The organism is Nocardia anaemiae NBRC 100462, from assembly GCF_001612725.1.
GTDB classification, from domain to species: Bacteria; Actinomycetota; Actinomycetes; order Mycobacteriales; family Mycobacteriaceae; genus Nocardia; species Nocardia anaemiae.
In genome coordinates this window covers 35,854-49,865 of the sequence record NZ_BDAZ01000044.1, presented here as the reverse complement: position 1 = coordinate 49,865, position 14,012 = coordinate 35,854, and the positions used below count along the sequence as shown (strand labels likewise).

Below are 14,012 nucleotides of genomic sequence, written 5' to 3'. Positions count from 1 at the left end.
ACCCTAGCGCCCCGAAGGGGTTACCTGCAGGTACGTGTGACAAGTTGCCACGCAAGACCGTTCATATTGTGAGAAGTGTGCGTCCGACGGCGGTTCGCGATTCTATTGCCACATGTGCGCGATCGGCCTGATCGAGCGGGAAAGACTGGCCGATAACGACTTCCAGCCGTCCTGATGCCGCCTCGGCGAGCGAACGTGCGGTCAAGGCGAGCCAATCGATATCGCCCGTTCCGGTCAGGTCGAAGAGTCCGAGCACGTCGATTCCGCGCGCTGCCACTGCTTCTCGATCGAAGTCGGCGAATTGTCCTGCGGCAGCACCATATCCGATGAAGCGGCCGCCATCGGCTGCGGCTTCGATCGCGGCCGCGCCCAATTCGCCACCCGCGCCGTCCAATACGACATCAGCACCCGCCCCACCGGTCGCGGCACGCGCTTTCGCTGACCAATCGGACTCCGAGTAGTCGATGACCGCATTCGCGCCGAGTCGTGCCGCGAGCTCCAGTTTGGCGCTGCCACGCGCCGCGGCAACCACATTCGCTCCGGCGGTGCGGGCGAGCTGGATCAGCAAGGTGCCCAATCCCCCACCCGCGGCTGTGATGAGCACCCAGTCGCCGGGCCGGATCGCGGCTCGCTCGAAGACGGCGAGTGCGGTCTTGCCGTCGTGCGCGAGCGCCACCGCCGCCGACAGGCTCAGCTCTTCGGGCACCGCGACCAGGGTTTCCGCCTTGGCAAGCGCCTGCTCCGCGTAGCCGCCGATCGGCTGGCCACCCCCGATGCCGCTCGCGGCAGTATCGGTGACAACGCGCTTGCCGACCCAACTCGGGTCGACCTCCGGACCGACCGAAGTAACCACCCCCGCGACCGCACCACCCGGCACATACGGCGGTTCGAGCTGGAAAAATTCCGTGCCCCAACCACTTCGGAGCTGGACATCGAGGAACATGACATCGGCGGCCGCGACGTCGACGACGACCTGCCCTTCTCCGGCAACCGGTTCCGGGACCTCGAGCACCGAAAGAACCTCGGGCCCACCGAATTCCGTAGCGTGCACAGCGCGCATGACAACCTCCATCAATTCCTGACTCGATCCGACATGGACCAGCCTGGAACCTGAAGCAGTGTTGAGGTCAAGCCGAGAGGGTCGATTACGCTCAGCGCGGAACTCGGAATAGAAGCGATCCCGATCCAACACCCGCCGCGAGAGCAAACAAGGACCCAGCACTGTCAGGAGCTGCCGCCACCGCAACTGCTACCCCCGCCACAACCGCTACCGCCTCCCCCGCAACCGCCCGAACTCCCGGAATCATTGCCGCCGGAATCTCCCGCATCCCAGGACGAAGAACTGGTCCCCCCGATCCACCCGAATCCACGCCGCGGCCGCCGACTCCGCAGATTGGTCACCAACAGCACGAACCCGGCGATCCCACCCATGATGAGGATCGTGATCAGCACCACCAGCAGCAGAGCGAACATTCAGGACCCGCCACCACAGCTACTCCCACCGCCACCACAACTGCTCCCCCCACCGCCGCAACTACTCCCGCCACCACAGCTACTTCCCCCACCACAACTGCCGCCGCTGCCACCATCGTGACCATGCCCATGTCCGTGGCCATGACCGTGCCCATGCCCCCCACCACTGCCCGGATCGAACCCCGTCCCGGAATCGAATCCAGCGGCCCCGAACACCCACGGCGAGTCACTGGAGCCCCCGAACTCCGCCCGCGAACGCGAGAATGCGTTGTTGGTCGTCCGCGTGACCAGAAATACGACCAGTGCCGTGATACCACCACCGACCAGGAGGATGATCAACAGCAGTACAACGAAGAAAACCGCCATCCCGAAATGGTATAGGCCCGCACCCCCACATTGAACCCACGAAAAGCAGCGGCTCCCCGAACAATCACCCCTGCGCCGTAGAGTGAATCGTGGCTTTCTTACGGAACCGTCCCCAGCGCCGAATCGACCTGCGCGATGTCGACCGTGTCGTAGCCGCACTCGAATTCCCCGACGCGGTTTTCAAAACAAGCCCATGGCAGCCGCAGGAACTGGTGGAAACCGGACTGCGGCAATGGCTGCGCTGCTGCGGCGCCGCCATGCGTGACGGTCAGGTCATCGGAATGCCGTCCCATGCGGTGGACGAGGCCTGGCACGGATTCATTCTGTGCACGCAGATGTACGCCGCGTTCTGCACCGCGGCATACGGCAGATTCCTCCATCACTTTCCGGAAGGTGTTGCCACAAAAGGTATTTCGCACGGATCCATGGGTGAACAACTCGGCCGCACGGTGGTCGCCTGGTCGATGGTCGCACAGCCCGGCGAAGCGTGTGTGCTGTGGGATCTGGACAGCAAGGTGGGCGTCGAACACCCGTGGGGCATCGGCGCCGAGCGAGTCGCGGCCATCGAGGCCGAACTCGCAGGCACACCCCAGCAGCTCAGGTGAGCTTCACCCGCGCGGCGAAGAACCGCACCACCGCCGGGGCGAACCTGTTGAACTGGTACTGCAGCCGTGACTCCGGAGTGACCGGCACGATGCTGCGATCCCGTTCGACCGCACGCACGATCTGCGCCGCCACCTTCTCCGGCCCGTAGCGCCGGGCCTGGTACAGCTTGTCGTACCGCTCCTGCTTGCGCTGCTCCTCCTCCGCGCTGACACCGGAAAACCGCGTTGTGGCAACGATATTGGTGTGCACGATGCCGGGACAGATGGTGTGCACCGAAATGCCGCGCCCGGCCAGTTCCGCGCGCAGGCAGTCGGAGAACATGAATACCGCCGACTTACTGGTGGAGTATGCGCTGAACCCCTGCTGCGGACTGTAGGCGGCCATGCTGGACAGATTGACGATATGCCCGCCGAGTCCGCGCTCGGCCATCGCCGCACCGAAGGCACGGCACCCGTTGACCACGCCGCCGAGATTGATCCGCATGACCCGATCGAACTCCGCCGACGGCGTATCGAAGAACCCACCGGCCTGCCCGATTCCGGCATTGTTGATCAGGATGTCGGGCACACCGTGCGCGGCGAAAACATCGACCGCGTGCAGGTGCACCGCTTCCTCATCGGAGACATCGAGCTGATAGGCATGTGCCACACCACCTTCGGCGGCGATCAGATCCGAAGTTTCCTTGGCCGCATCCAGATTGATATCCGATAGCACGATTTCCGCACCGAGCCGCGCGAATGCCAGCCCCGTCTCGCGACCGATACCGCTGCCACCCCCGGTGATCACCACGAGCTGATCTTCGAATGGCCTTCGGGTTCGCCCGATTTCGGCACGACGCAGGCCGCGCGGCGCCACACCGCCGCTGACGGCGTCGATGAGCTCGGTGGTCGCGGTCGCGAGCAATTCGGGATGCGAGAACGGCAGCCAATGCCCGGCGGGCACATCGCGGCGCCACAGCCGCGAAACCCACTTGCGCTCATCGTCATAGCCCGCCGGACGCACCGCGACATCGCGACCGGCGACGATCAACTGCACCGGAACCTCGGTGCGGCGCTCGCGCGGGGCGAGCAGTCGCGGCAGGATATTGGCACGGTAGATGAGCAGGCCTTCGACGGCGTCGCGCCGGAACGTCGGGCCGAGCACGATATTCGACGGCGCGGTGTCGTTCATGATCGAAACGATGCGCTGCCAACGCTTTTCGTGCGCTACGACCCGGAACACCTGATTGAGCCCTGGTGTCATGGAGAAGACCGTGTATCCCGACGACAGCGCCTGGGTGAGCGGCTGCCACAGATTGCGCGGTGTCGGCCGGGACAGCCTGGCGCGCACCCACTTCGCGAGATGGTCCAGGTTCGGCCCGGAAACCGAGGTGAACGAGGCGACCCGCTCGGCGGCCTGCGGTTCGCACACCGCCTCCCACACCTGAACCGAACCCCAGTCGTGCGCGAGAACGTGCACCGGCCGATCCGGGCTCACCGCGTCGGCGACCGCGAAGAAATCACCGGCCAGCGCATCCAGGCGGAAGTCTCGCGCGCGCCGGGTGCGGGTGGATTCCCCGTGGCCCCTGGTGTCGTAGGTGACGACGTGGAAGCGCTCGGTCAGCAGCGGCACCACCGCATTCCAGAGATGGTGGGTGTCGGGCCAACCATGCACCAGCACAATGGTTTCCGCGCTCGGATCGCCGTATTCGAAGACGGCGATATCGAATTCGCCGCTGCGCACGATCCGCCGCGTCGCGGCCGAGTCCAGTTCGGTCGTCATTGCCGTATCTCCTCGCGATTCCTACTCACAGGTCCAATACCAAACGCCCACCGCGCGAACGCGAGACGCAGACGAGCATCTCCCCCGCCTCGTGATCGGCGGCGGTGAGCACGCTCTCGCGATGCTCCGGTTCACCGGAGAGCACCCGCACTTTGCAGGTCCGGCAGAAGCCCTGCCGACACGAATACGGCCGATCCGGACGACTCCGCAGAATCGTCGTCAGCGCCGACTCGTCCGCGGGCACCTCGACGACTTCACCGGTGGAGGCGAATTCGATCTCGAATGGCACACCATCGACGATCGGCGGCGGCGAAAACCGCTCCGAATGCAATTCGGCGCCGGGCATTTCGCGCACCGCGTCCGCGACGACACTGGTCATCGGCACCGGGCCGCAGCAGTAGACAGCGGTATCGGAGGTGACACCCGCGAGTAGCGTTGCGGCGTCGGGCAATCCGTGTTCGTCGTCGGTGCGCACGGTGACCCGCTCGCCGAATCCAGCGATCTCGTCCAGAAACGGGATCGTGTCGCGATTGCGCCCGGTGTACACCATCGACCAGTCGATCCCGAGCCGCATCGCCAACCGCGCCATCGGCAGAATCGGCGTGATCCCGATCCCGCCCGCGACGAAATGCAAACGCGCGGCGGGTGATCCGTGACCGGGGACCGCGAACGGGAAGGCATTGCGCGGACCACGAACCACAGTGCGCGATCCGACCGGCAGTTCGTCGTGCACCTCCACCGAACCGCCGCCACCATCCGGAATGCGGCGCACCGCAATGCGGTACCCCCGGGTGTCGGCCGGATCGCCGCACAGCGAGTACTGCCGCATCCGCCCCGAAGGCAACTCCAGATCCAGGTGCGCACCCGGCCGCCACGGCGGAAGTTCGCGCGCATCCGGCGATTCCAGCCGCAGACTGACCACATCCTGGTTGTGCGCCTCGATGCGTCGTCCGGTCACCACCAGCGACAGCCGATGGTCATCGGCGCGCGGTGACAGATCGCGGCGGTTGATGATCGTGGTCCACCGCAGCCGCGCCGAGGCGACCGCGTCGAGCACCCGCACCGCCCGATCCTGCTCGCGCTTGCCGAACAGATCGGCTGGCCGCTGCTCGGGCATCGGTCGCCAGTTCAAGACGCAACTGCCTGGGCCGCAGGCGATTTCGCCAGATATGCCACCGCCTGCGCGGTCGAACCGACGGATTCCGGGTTGTAGCCGGGCTCGAGCGTCGTCAGCGCACTCCACAGCAGCGACGGCACCCCGGGCAGCGCACCGCGCCACATCGATCCGAAAACCCGCATGATCAGGCGCGGGTAACCCAGATCGGGCAGCGCGGGATCCTGGTGCACCATGAATTTGGTGCCGCGCACCACCAGCGTGATGAAGATCGGGAAGACGATGGTCATGATCGCCGCCCGCCGCACATAGCCCGCGCCGAAGTAGACGGCCACATCGTGGGCGACGTGCCGGTGCTCGACCTCCTCGGCTCCGTGCCAACGGAACAGATCGGCCACTCTCGGGTCGGCGCCGAATTTTTCCAGATCGGCATTGAGCACCCAATCGCCGAGGTAGGCGAAGAAATGTTCCAGGCAGGCGATGAATGCCAGCCGCTCCACCATGACCTGCCGCTGCGCGACACCATCGACATCCTTGGGCCCGAGCGACTTGCGAAACAGGTATTCCGCTTGCCGCACATACGGTTCCGGGTCGATGCCGTTGGCGGCGAGTACCTCGTGCAGCACCTTGTCATGCGTCTCGGCGTGCATGGATTCCTGACCGATGAAGCCGAGCATGGCCTCGCGCAGTTTCTCGTCCTTGACGTGGGGCAGCGCCTCGGAGTACGCGGCGCAGAACATCCGCTCGCCCTCGGGTAGCAACAGGTTCAACGCATTGATCAGATGCGAGGCGATGGGTTCCGCGGGCATCCAGTGCAAGGGAGTCTGCGCCCAGTCGAACCGCACATTGCGTGCGTTGAGGGCGACCTCACCGGGATCGACGTCGAACCGCCGCTGTGCCCTACGAAGTAGCTTCATCGATACTCCTCGATCTCACCCGCCGCGTCTCAGCCCGAAGCCGCGACATTGCGTACCTTCCTTCATGGCCGTAGCAATGAGCATACACATATATGAAACCCACGGTTACACACACGCGTGACCAGCACGAATGCGGAAGGTAAAGCGCGCCGAACAATAGAGCGCTCCACTGTGACCGAGATCCCCGCGATCCGACAGTAAACTAGAACACGTTCTAGTAGTCTTTGGCTATGGAGCGACTAACCGGGTTGGATGCCAGCTTCCTGTATCTCGAGACCGGGACTCAGCACCTGCACGTATGTGCACTGCTGATCCTGGATCCCACCGCAGGGGGCGCGCACTACACCTTCGAAAAATTCAAAGCAGAACTCGGCCGCAGGCTGCCGCTGATCCCGCAGATGCGGCGGCGAATCCACGAGGTGCCTTTCAATCTCGATCATCCGGTCTGGGTGGAAGACCCGGATTTCGACTTGGACCACCACGTCCGACGCATCGAAACGCCGCGCCCATTGGAACGCCGCGAACTCGCGGACCTGGTCGGCGAAATCGCCAGTGTGCCGATGGATCGCAGCCGCCCGCTGTGGGAAATGAGTGTGGTGGAGCACCTGGCGGACGGCAAACTGGCGGTGATCTGCAAGTACCACCACGCCGCCGTGGACGGCGTCACCGGCGCCAACATGATGATGCATCTGTGCGATCTGGAGCCCGGACTCAGCGAGCCCGAACCGGCCGAGGAATGGCAGCCCGAGCCGCAGCCGAGTGACTTGAAGCTGGCGGCCGAGGCGGTGCTGAACCTGCCCAACAAACTCGGCCTGGTCGGCATGGTGCCGAAAACCCTTGGCATGGTTGCCGGTTTCGCGCAGCGACGCCGAAACAGCCAGGCGGGCATGGCCTTACCGTTGACCGCACCACGAACCCCGTTCAACGGCGCGATCAGCCCGGATCGCGTGGTGGCCTGTGCCGAGACCGAGCTCGCCGCGATCAAGGAAATCAAGGCCGCATTCGATGTGAAAATCAACGATGTCGTCCTCACCATCGTGGCGGGCGTGCTGCGCACCTATCTGGAGAAACACGACGAGCTGCCGGACAAATCCCTGATCGCCTCGGTGCCGGTGTCGGTGCACGATGCTTCCCGGCACACCGCGGGCATCAATAAGGTCTCCACGCTGTTCTCCCAGCTCGGCACCGATATCGCCGACCCGGTGGAGCGCCTGCGGCAGGTGGCCGAGGCCAACCGCGAGGCCAAACAGGAACACGAATTCGTCGGCGCGGATTTTCTGATGGACTGGTCGAAGTACGCTCCGCCGAATACTTTTCAGCTGGCCGCGCGCGTCTACTCGTCGCTGAAACTGGCCGAGCTGCATCCGGTGGTGCACAACCTGGTGGTGTCGAATGTGCCAGGGCCGCCGATGCCGCTGTATTTCCTGGGTCTTCGGGTCGAGGCCATGTATCCGTTCGGGCCGGTTTTCCACGGCGCGGGACTGACCGTCACCGTGCTGTCCAACAACGGTGACCTGGACTTCGGGTTCATCGCCTGCCGGGAGCTGGTACCCGATCTGCAGGCGATCGCCGATGCGGTACCCGGCGTTGTCGATGAATTGCTGACCGCGGCACGCGATCTGGGCTAATGCCCACCGCTGCCCTGTTCGCCATCGCCGCCGGACAGGGCCGCATTCGAAGTTTCCAGCCTTGCCGCAACGGCGGCGCAGGCCTCCAGCAGTACCGGCACGAAGCGGTCGGCCTCGAGCACGCAGGATGCGTGACCGGCCTTGACCAGATGAATGCTCGCACCGGGAATCATGGTCGCCATCTCCAATTGCCGATAGACCGGAATCGCACGGTCTCGCGTCGTGATCACGACGGCGGTCGGCATCCGCAGCGTGGAAAGCCAAGCGGTCGCATCGAATCGGCCGACCTCGGCGATCACCTGTGCCATGGCCCAACCACTGCTGCTGCGAAATTCGGTGAGCGCCCAGCGATTCAGTTTTCCCGGCGCCCAGGTGCAGTCCGGCAGTTCGGGTAGCCGACCCACATACTCCGCCGCACGACGGTACGAATAGGGCCCGATGACTCCGGCCACCGCACCGAAGGCAAGATGAAAGGCGCGCTCGCGCAACTTCTCCTGGAACCGATACGGCGTCGCGCACAGCACCAGACCGCTGACCCGATCCGAATGCCGGTGTGCGGCAAGCAATGCCACCACACCGCCGAGGGAGTATCCGGCCAGGATCGCCTGCTCGACACCCAGCGCGTCCGCCACCGCGACGACATCGTCGGCACAGTCCTGCACCGAGAATCGCTCCGAGCGGATGCCGCGGCCATGCCAGCGCTGATCGAACACGATCACCCGATAATTCTCGGCGAGCGCGTCGAGCGCCGGGAACCAGGTCAGGTAGCCCGTGCAGGCGGTGGCATGCAGCAGGATCAGCGTCGGTGCGCCCTCGGGTCCTGGGATATCGACGACGTAGGTGCGCCCGCGCCCGGGCAGCTCGACGAGGCGTCCGCCGGGTACCTCCGCGATATCGGGCACCCCCGAACGCCGGGAGAACCGGCGCATGCTCACTGCCCCGGGATTCGTCATCGGCGGCCTCCTCGCGGTCCGCGGCATTGCTAGAACGCGTTCTACATCGATGATGCCACAGCACCCCGCTCAGGCGAGGGCACGCACGATACATTCGGCGATGCAGGCGGGCTTATCGCCGCCTTCGCGTTCGGTGGTCGCCTGGATGACGACCTGCAGGCCGCCGTGCACCTCGTCGACGCTCACGATCCGGGCGCGGCCGCGGATGCGGGACCCGGCGGGCACGGGCGAGAGGTGGACCTTGTTCAGGCCGTTGAGCCGCGCCGAGGCGTACTTGATGCCGATCAGGTCGACCATCAACGGCGGGAGCAGCGAGTGGGTGAGGTAGCCGTGCGCGATGGTGGTGCCGTACGGGCCCGCGGCGGCGCGCACGGTATCGATGTTGATCCACTGCCGGTCCTCGGCCGCCTCGGAGTTCCACTGGTCGATACGGAGGCGGGAGCGGATCGACAATTCTCTGTAACGTGTTCCAGTAAGTCGACGGGATCGAGAGGAGGCCGCGATGGGGCGGTTGACCGGCAAGGTGGCACTGATCAGCGGTGGGGCGCGCGGCATGGGCGCCGCGCATGCGCGAGCGCTGGCGGCCGAGGACGCGCGGGTGGTGCTCGGTGACATCCTCGACGAGGAGGGCGCGGCACTGGCCAAGGAAATCGGCGACAATGCCGCCTACGTCCACCTCGACGTGCGCGAAAAGCAGCAGTGGCAGGATGCGGTGGCCGAGGCCGTGCAGCGCTTCGGTTCGCTGAATGTCCTGGTGAACAATGCCGGGATCGTCAACGGCAATCTCCTTGTCGACTTCGAATTGTCCGAGTGGCAGAAGATCATCGATATCAATCTCACCGGCACCTTCCTCGGCATGCAGGCCGCCACACCCGCGATGATCGAGGCGGGCGGCGGTTCGGTCATCAATATTTCCTCGGTGGAGGGCATGCGTGGCAGCCCGGGCCTGCACGGGTACACCGCCACCAAATTCGCGGTCCGCGGACTCACCAAGTCGACCGCACTCGAGTTGGCGCAGTATGGAATTCGGGTGAACTCGATCCATCCCGGGCTGATCCGCACGCCGATGACCGAGGGTATTCCGGAGGATTTCCTGCAGATCCCACTGGGACGCGCCGCCGATCCATCCGAGGTTTCCGCACTGGTGACCTACCTGGCCAGCGACGAATCGTCATATTCGACGGGCGCGGAATTCGTCATCGACGGCGGCCTGACCGTGGGAGTTCCGCACAAGACGTTCTCCTGACGCTACTGCGTACCGGGATCGGCAACGAACGGGAGCGGCCATCATCGCCTTCGCGGCCCTGAGCGCGGCTCAGGACACCCGACGGTTCTCCGTCGCCCACTGGGCGAGGGCGTCGGGAGACACATCCGCGCCGAGCACGTTATCGATGACGACCCGACCGACACAGATCGAGCGCATTACCCGATCGGCGAAGGCCTCCACATCGCCCCACGGCAGATAGGGTTTCGCGATCAGCAGCGAAGCGATGCCGTGCGCGCTCGCCCACAGCTCCAAGACGACCGGCACCGGGTCGCCCGGCGTGATGACGCCGCGGTTCATGCACTCGGTGATGGTCGCCGCGAAGTGGGCGAAGGCACTGCTGGTCAGCACCTGGTCGACCGCGCCCGCCGTCTCGCCGGGCGTCATGGCCAGGCGGTACTGCTCGGGATGTTCCCTGGCGAACCGGACATACGCCAGCCCCTGCTGACGCAAACGCTCCATCGGCGACTCGTTCGGATCGGATGCGGCCAGCATTTCCGCGTTCAGATCCTCGAATACCTGGGCCACCACCGACTCGATCAGCTGGTCCTTGTCCGCGAAATGGCGGTAGATGGACGGCGGGGTGACACCGACGATCTTGGCGATCTGCCGGATCGATACCGCGTCTACATGCCCGCTACGGGCCAGCAGTTGCTTTGTGGCATCGAGGATTTCGGCACGCAGTTCCGCACCGGAGCCACGTGCCGAACGTTGCCTCGGAGTAAAATTCACGTTCGTCCGGCTAGTTGGTGTTTATCGGATTCGGTTGTGCCCGGCGATGTTCCGCCCTCACTCAAGCCGATCTTGGCATGCAGCTTGGCCAGCGGCGCAGGCGCCCACCAGTTCGCGGTGCCGAGCAGCCGCATGAGTGCGGGCGCGAGCAGGCCGCGGATCAGCGTAGCGTCCGCGAGCACCGTCAAAGTGAGCCCAAGGCCAGTCATCTGGATGAACGATACCTTCGAGGTGACCATGGCGGCCATCACGATGGCCATCAAAAGTGCGGCCGCGGTGAAGATCCGACCGGTGCGCGCGACGCCGAGCGCGACCGCGCGAGTGTTGTCCTCGGCGGTGCGCCCGGAGGCCACCCACTCCTCGCGAATGCGCGAGAGCAGGAATACCTCGTAGTCCATGGACATTCCGAAGGCGAGGCAGAACATCAGGATCGGCATGGTCGGGACCAGATATCCGGTCGCGTCATTGCCGAAAACGCTGGACAAGTGCCCGTCCTGGAAGATCCAGACCATCGCACCGAACGCCGCGGTCAACGAAAGCGTATTGAGGGCAAGGGCTTTCAGCGGCAGCAGCACACTTCCGGTGAACAGGAACAGCACCACGAAGGCGGCGAGCGCGATCAGCGCACCGGCCAGCGGAAGTCGTGCGCCCAGCGCGTCGAGGGAGTCGCGGTTGATCGCGGCGCTGCCGCCGAAAAGTACCGGTCCCGGGCTCGGGACCTCGCGAAGCCGGTCCAGTTGTGTCTTACCCTCGGTGGTGAAGGGATCGACCGTCGTCGCGACAGTGAGGAATGTGCCGGTGTCATTGGTCATCTGCGGCGATCCGGGCGCCGCCTTCAGTCCACCGGTGTACAGACCGACACCCGAGAGCACTCCGGACACGCCATCGACCTTCGAAAGCGCGGCGGCGTAATCGCCGATCGCGGCCGGACTTCCGTGGTAGTCGTCGAGCACCACGGTGACGTTGGTCGCGGCATTGGATCGGAAGTCCGAGCGCAGTGTGTCGCCGACCGTGCGGCTGGTGGACGAGGCGCCCGAATTGAGCACTCGATCGTCCGGATAGCCGAATTTCACGCCGAGGAACGGGGATCCGACCGCCAGCATCAGCACGATGATCGCGATGGCGACCGGTGCGGCATGGCGCATCACCCACTGCACCGTGCTGTACCACAAGCTCTGCTCGGGTGCGCGCTCCGCGTGCAGGTCACGACCGAGCAAGCGCGCCAAGGGCTTTCGCAGATCCAATGCGTTCACCCGATGTCCGAGCAGCATCAGCACCGCGGGCAGGACCAGGATAGACGCGGCGGCGGCCGCGGCGACCACCGCAATGCCCGCGTAGGCGAAGGATTTCAGGAAGTACAGGTTGAACACGCCCAGCGCGGCCACCGAGAGCGCGACGGTCAGCGCCGAGTACAGCACCGTGCGTCCCGCGGTCTGCACCGCGCGCACCACGGCCGCCTCGATATCGAGTCCATTGCCGAGTTCCTCGCGATATCGGCTGACAATGAACAGGCTGTAGTCGATCGCTAGGGCAAGGCCCATTGCCGTGGTCAGATTCAGCGCGTAGATCGACAAATCGGTGAAGAGCGTGAGGGTGCGCAGGATCGCGAGGGTGGTCAAGATCGCGAACATGCCGACGGCAAGCGGCAGGAAGGCCGCGACCAGACTGCCGAATACCAGGATCAGCACGATGAACGACAGCGGGATGGCCACGCTCTCGGCGACCGCTAGATCGTGGGTGATCTGCTCGTTCGAGTCGTGGTAAAGGGAGCTGAGCCCGCCCTGATAGATGCTGACGCCGTCATTGGTTCCGGTGACCTCTTCGGCGATCGCACCTGCCCTCTGCTGGGCCACGGACTCCTCGCCGGTGATATAGCCGAGCACCAGCGCGCTCTTACCGTCCTTGCTGCGCAATGCCGACGACAGCGCCTGCGGCGCGTTCCAATAGGACTGGATGCCGATCACATCGCCGCGCGAGCGCAATGTGTCGACCAGCTTCGCGCCCGCGGCCTCGGCGGCCGGACTGTTCGCGCCGGACTCATCGCGCACCAGCAGGATGAGGTTGGGTTCCGCGCCGCCGAAGTTATCCGCGATCAGCCTGGTCACTTGCGACGATTCGGCGTCGTCCGGCGTGAAACCGCCGGTCTTCATATGCGACATCGCGGTGGCGCCGAATGCACCGCAGAGTATGGCCAACAGTGCGGCGGCGAGCAGGATCGTCTTCGGATGCCTGGTGGCCAGATGTGCGATCCGTACCAGCATGAGCGACTCCCCTAGTTCGACTGCCAGGTAACAGCGTTAGCGTAACGCCGTTAACTCAATAGGGATAGGGGTGCTCAGCTAACAAATAGTGATCCCGATCACCCCAGGAAGGCAACGATCGCATCGGCGATGGCGTCGGCATACCTCGCCCGCCCGTCCGGCGATTCGATCAGCGCCGCGTCCCCCGGATCGCGCATATTTCCGCATTCGACGAGCGCGACCGGGCGTTCGGAGAGATTGAGCCCCGCCAGATCCGCGCGCGGGTTCATGCCATCGGAGCCGACATAGGTGGACGGAACGAAGCCGGACCCGATCATGGTGCCGCGCAATATCGTTGCCAGTCGCTGCGACGGTTCACCCTGTGCCTGGTTCAACGGCGGCGAGGAGTACGCGACGTGGAAGCCGTGCGCGCCCGCGGCGGCGCCGTCAGCATGGATCGAGACGACGGCCGCTGCACCACTGCGGTTTCCGATGGCGGCGCGTTCATCGACGCACGGGCCGACGCCCGCATCGTTATCGCGGGTGAGTACGACGCGAATTCCGCGGGCGGACAAGGCATCCCGGACACGGATGGCGACATCCCAGGTGAATTCGTGCTCGGCGTAGCCATCGGTGGCCGATGTGCCGGTTGTGTTGCACGCCTTGGTTTTTCCGCGACCGTCCGGCACCTGACGGTTGATCTCGCCGGGCTGGGCGGCATTGCCGCCATTGTGTCCGGGGTCGATGACGACGACGCGGTCATCGGCGATGACATGCGGCGGGTCCGTCGACGGTTCGTCGCTCAGCGGCGGCGTCGTGCTGCGCGCCGATGAGCCGGATGCGTCGTGCGCGCATCCACTGAGCAACATGCCCCACGCGCAGATCGCGGCGGTCGTCTTCCAGCTTCGCCATCGCATGACATCGACACTGCCACAGGCTTGCGGCCGGTTCATCGACG

Annotated in this window: 12 protein-coding genes; 3 read left to right on the top strand and 9 right to left on the bottom strand. The window is 65.1% G+C overall.

Features of this window, described 5'->3' with window-relative positions:
* Positions 1 to 61: 61 nt before the first annotated feature.
* Positions 62 to 1,060 carry a zinc-binding dehydrogenase gene (locus NA5_RS24110; protein ID WP_062990010.1) on the bottom strand — a complete coding sequence of 333 codons (999 nt, stop codon included), beginning with the start codon at positions 1,058 to 1,060 and terminating at the stop codon, positions 62 to 64.
* An 868-nt stretch (positions 1,061 to 1,928) separates the two neighbouring features.
* On the opposite strand from NA5_RS24110, the gene NA5_RS24100 reads away from it, so the two are divergent.
* The gene (locus NA5_RS24100) at positions 1,929 to 2,444 is read left to right on the top strand and encodes a UCP032817 domain-containing protein (protein WP_157110595.1); all 516 of its coding nucleotides are present in this window, start codon (positions 1,929 to 1,931) and stop codon (positions 2,442 to 2,444) included.
* Here the strand turns inward: NA5_RS24100 and NA5_RS24095 are convergent.
* From NA5_RS24095 to NA5_RS24085, 3 genes are read right to left on the bottom strand one after another with little or no spacing between them, the layout of a single operon-like run.
* Positions 2,437 to 4,206 (bottom strand): SDR family oxidoreductase, encoded by a 1,770-nt coding sequence (locus tag NA5_RS24095; protein ID WP_062989836.1) that lies wholly within the window; start codon positions 4,204 to 4,206, stop codon positions 2,437 to 2,439. The genes NA5_RS24100 and NA5_RS24095 overlap by 8 nt on opposite strands.
* A gap of 25 nt (positions 4,207 to 4,231) precedes the next feature.
* Positions 4,232 to 5,323 carry a PDR/VanB family oxidoreductase gene (locus NA5_RS24090; protein ID WP_062990008.1) on the bottom strand — a complete coding sequence of 364 codons (1,092 nt, stop codon included), beginning with the start codon at positions 5,321 to 5,323 and terminating at the stop codon, positions 4,232 to 4,234.
* An 11-nt stretch (positions 5,324 to 5,334) separates the two neighbouring features.
* Positions 5,335 to 6,237 carry a metal-dependent hydrolase gene (locus tag NA5_RS24085; RefSeq protein ID WP_062989834.1) on the bottom strand — a complete coding sequence of 301 codons (903 nt, stop codon included), beginning with the start codon at positions 6,235 to 6,237 and terminating at the stop codon, positions 5,335 to 5,337.
* A 230-nt stretch (positions 6,238 to 6,467) separates the two neighbouring features.
* On the opposite strand from NA5_RS24085, the gene NA5_RS24080 reads away from it, so the two are divergent.
* On the top strand, positions 6,468 to 7,865 hold the full coding sequence (locus NA5_RS24080; protein WP_062989832.1) for a WS/DGAT/MGAT family O-acyltransferase: 1,398 nt from the start codon (positions 6,468 to 6,470) through the stop codon (positions 7,863 to 7,865).
* Here NA5_RS24080 and NA5_RS24075 read toward each other — a convergent pair.
* Both NA5_RS24075 and NA5_RS24070 read right to left on the bottom strand, forming a co-directional pair.
* Complete coding sequence (locus NA5_RS24075; RefSeq protein ID WP_063813542.1) at positions 7,862 to 8,818, bottom strand: alpha/beta fold hydrolase; 957 nt, start codon at positions 8,816 to 8,818, stop codon at positions 7,862 to 7,864. The genes NA5_RS24080 and NA5_RS24075 overlap by 4 nt on opposite strands.
* Before the next feature lie 69 nt (positions 8,819 to 8,887).
* Positions 8,888 to 9,271 carry a MaoC family dehydratase gene (locus NA5_RS24070; protein ID WP_062989830.1) on the bottom strand — a complete coding sequence of 128 codons (384 nt, stop codon included), beginning with the start codon at positions 9,269 to 9,271 and terminating at the stop codon, positions 8,888 to 8,890.
* A 49-nt stretch (positions 9,272 to 9,320) separates the two neighbouring features.
* On the opposite strand from NA5_RS24070, the gene NA5_RS24065 reads away from it, so the two are divergent.
* Positions 9,321 to 10,064: a glucose 1-dehydrogenase gene (locus NA5_RS24065; protein ID WP_062989828.1), complete on the top strand. Its 744-nt coding sequence runs from the start codon at positions 9,321 to 9,323 to the stop codon at positions 10,062 to 10,064.
* A 69-nt stretch (positions 10,065 to 10,133) separates the two neighbouring features.
* Here NA5_RS24065 and NA5_RS24060 read toward each other — a convergent pair whose 3' ends face one another.
* The 3 genes from NA5_RS24060 to NA5_RS24050 form a co-directional block, all read right to left on the bottom strand.
* A complete protein-coding gene (locus NA5_RS24060; RefSeq protein WP_062989826.1) occupies positions 10,134 to 10,814 on the bottom strand; it encodes a TetR/AcrR family transcriptional regulator in 681 nt (226 codons plus the stop codon).
* Entirely contained in the window at positions 10,811 to 13,075 is a 2,265-nt protein-coding gene (locus tag NA5_RS24055; protein WP_062989824.1) for an MMPL family transporter, read from the bottom strand. The genes NA5_RS24060 and NA5_RS24055 overlap by 4 nt, the downstream gene beginning before the upstream one ends.
* A 98-nt stretch (positions 13,076 to 13,173) precedes the next feature.
* Positions 13,174 to 13,971: an N-acetylmuramoyl-L-alanine amidase gene (locus tag NA5_RS24050; protein ID WP_084484389.1), complete on the bottom strand. Its 798-nt coding sequence runs from the start codon at positions 13,969 to 13,971 to the stop codon at positions 13,174 to 13,176.
* Between the last annotated feature and the right edge of the window lie 41 nt (positions 13,972 to 14,012).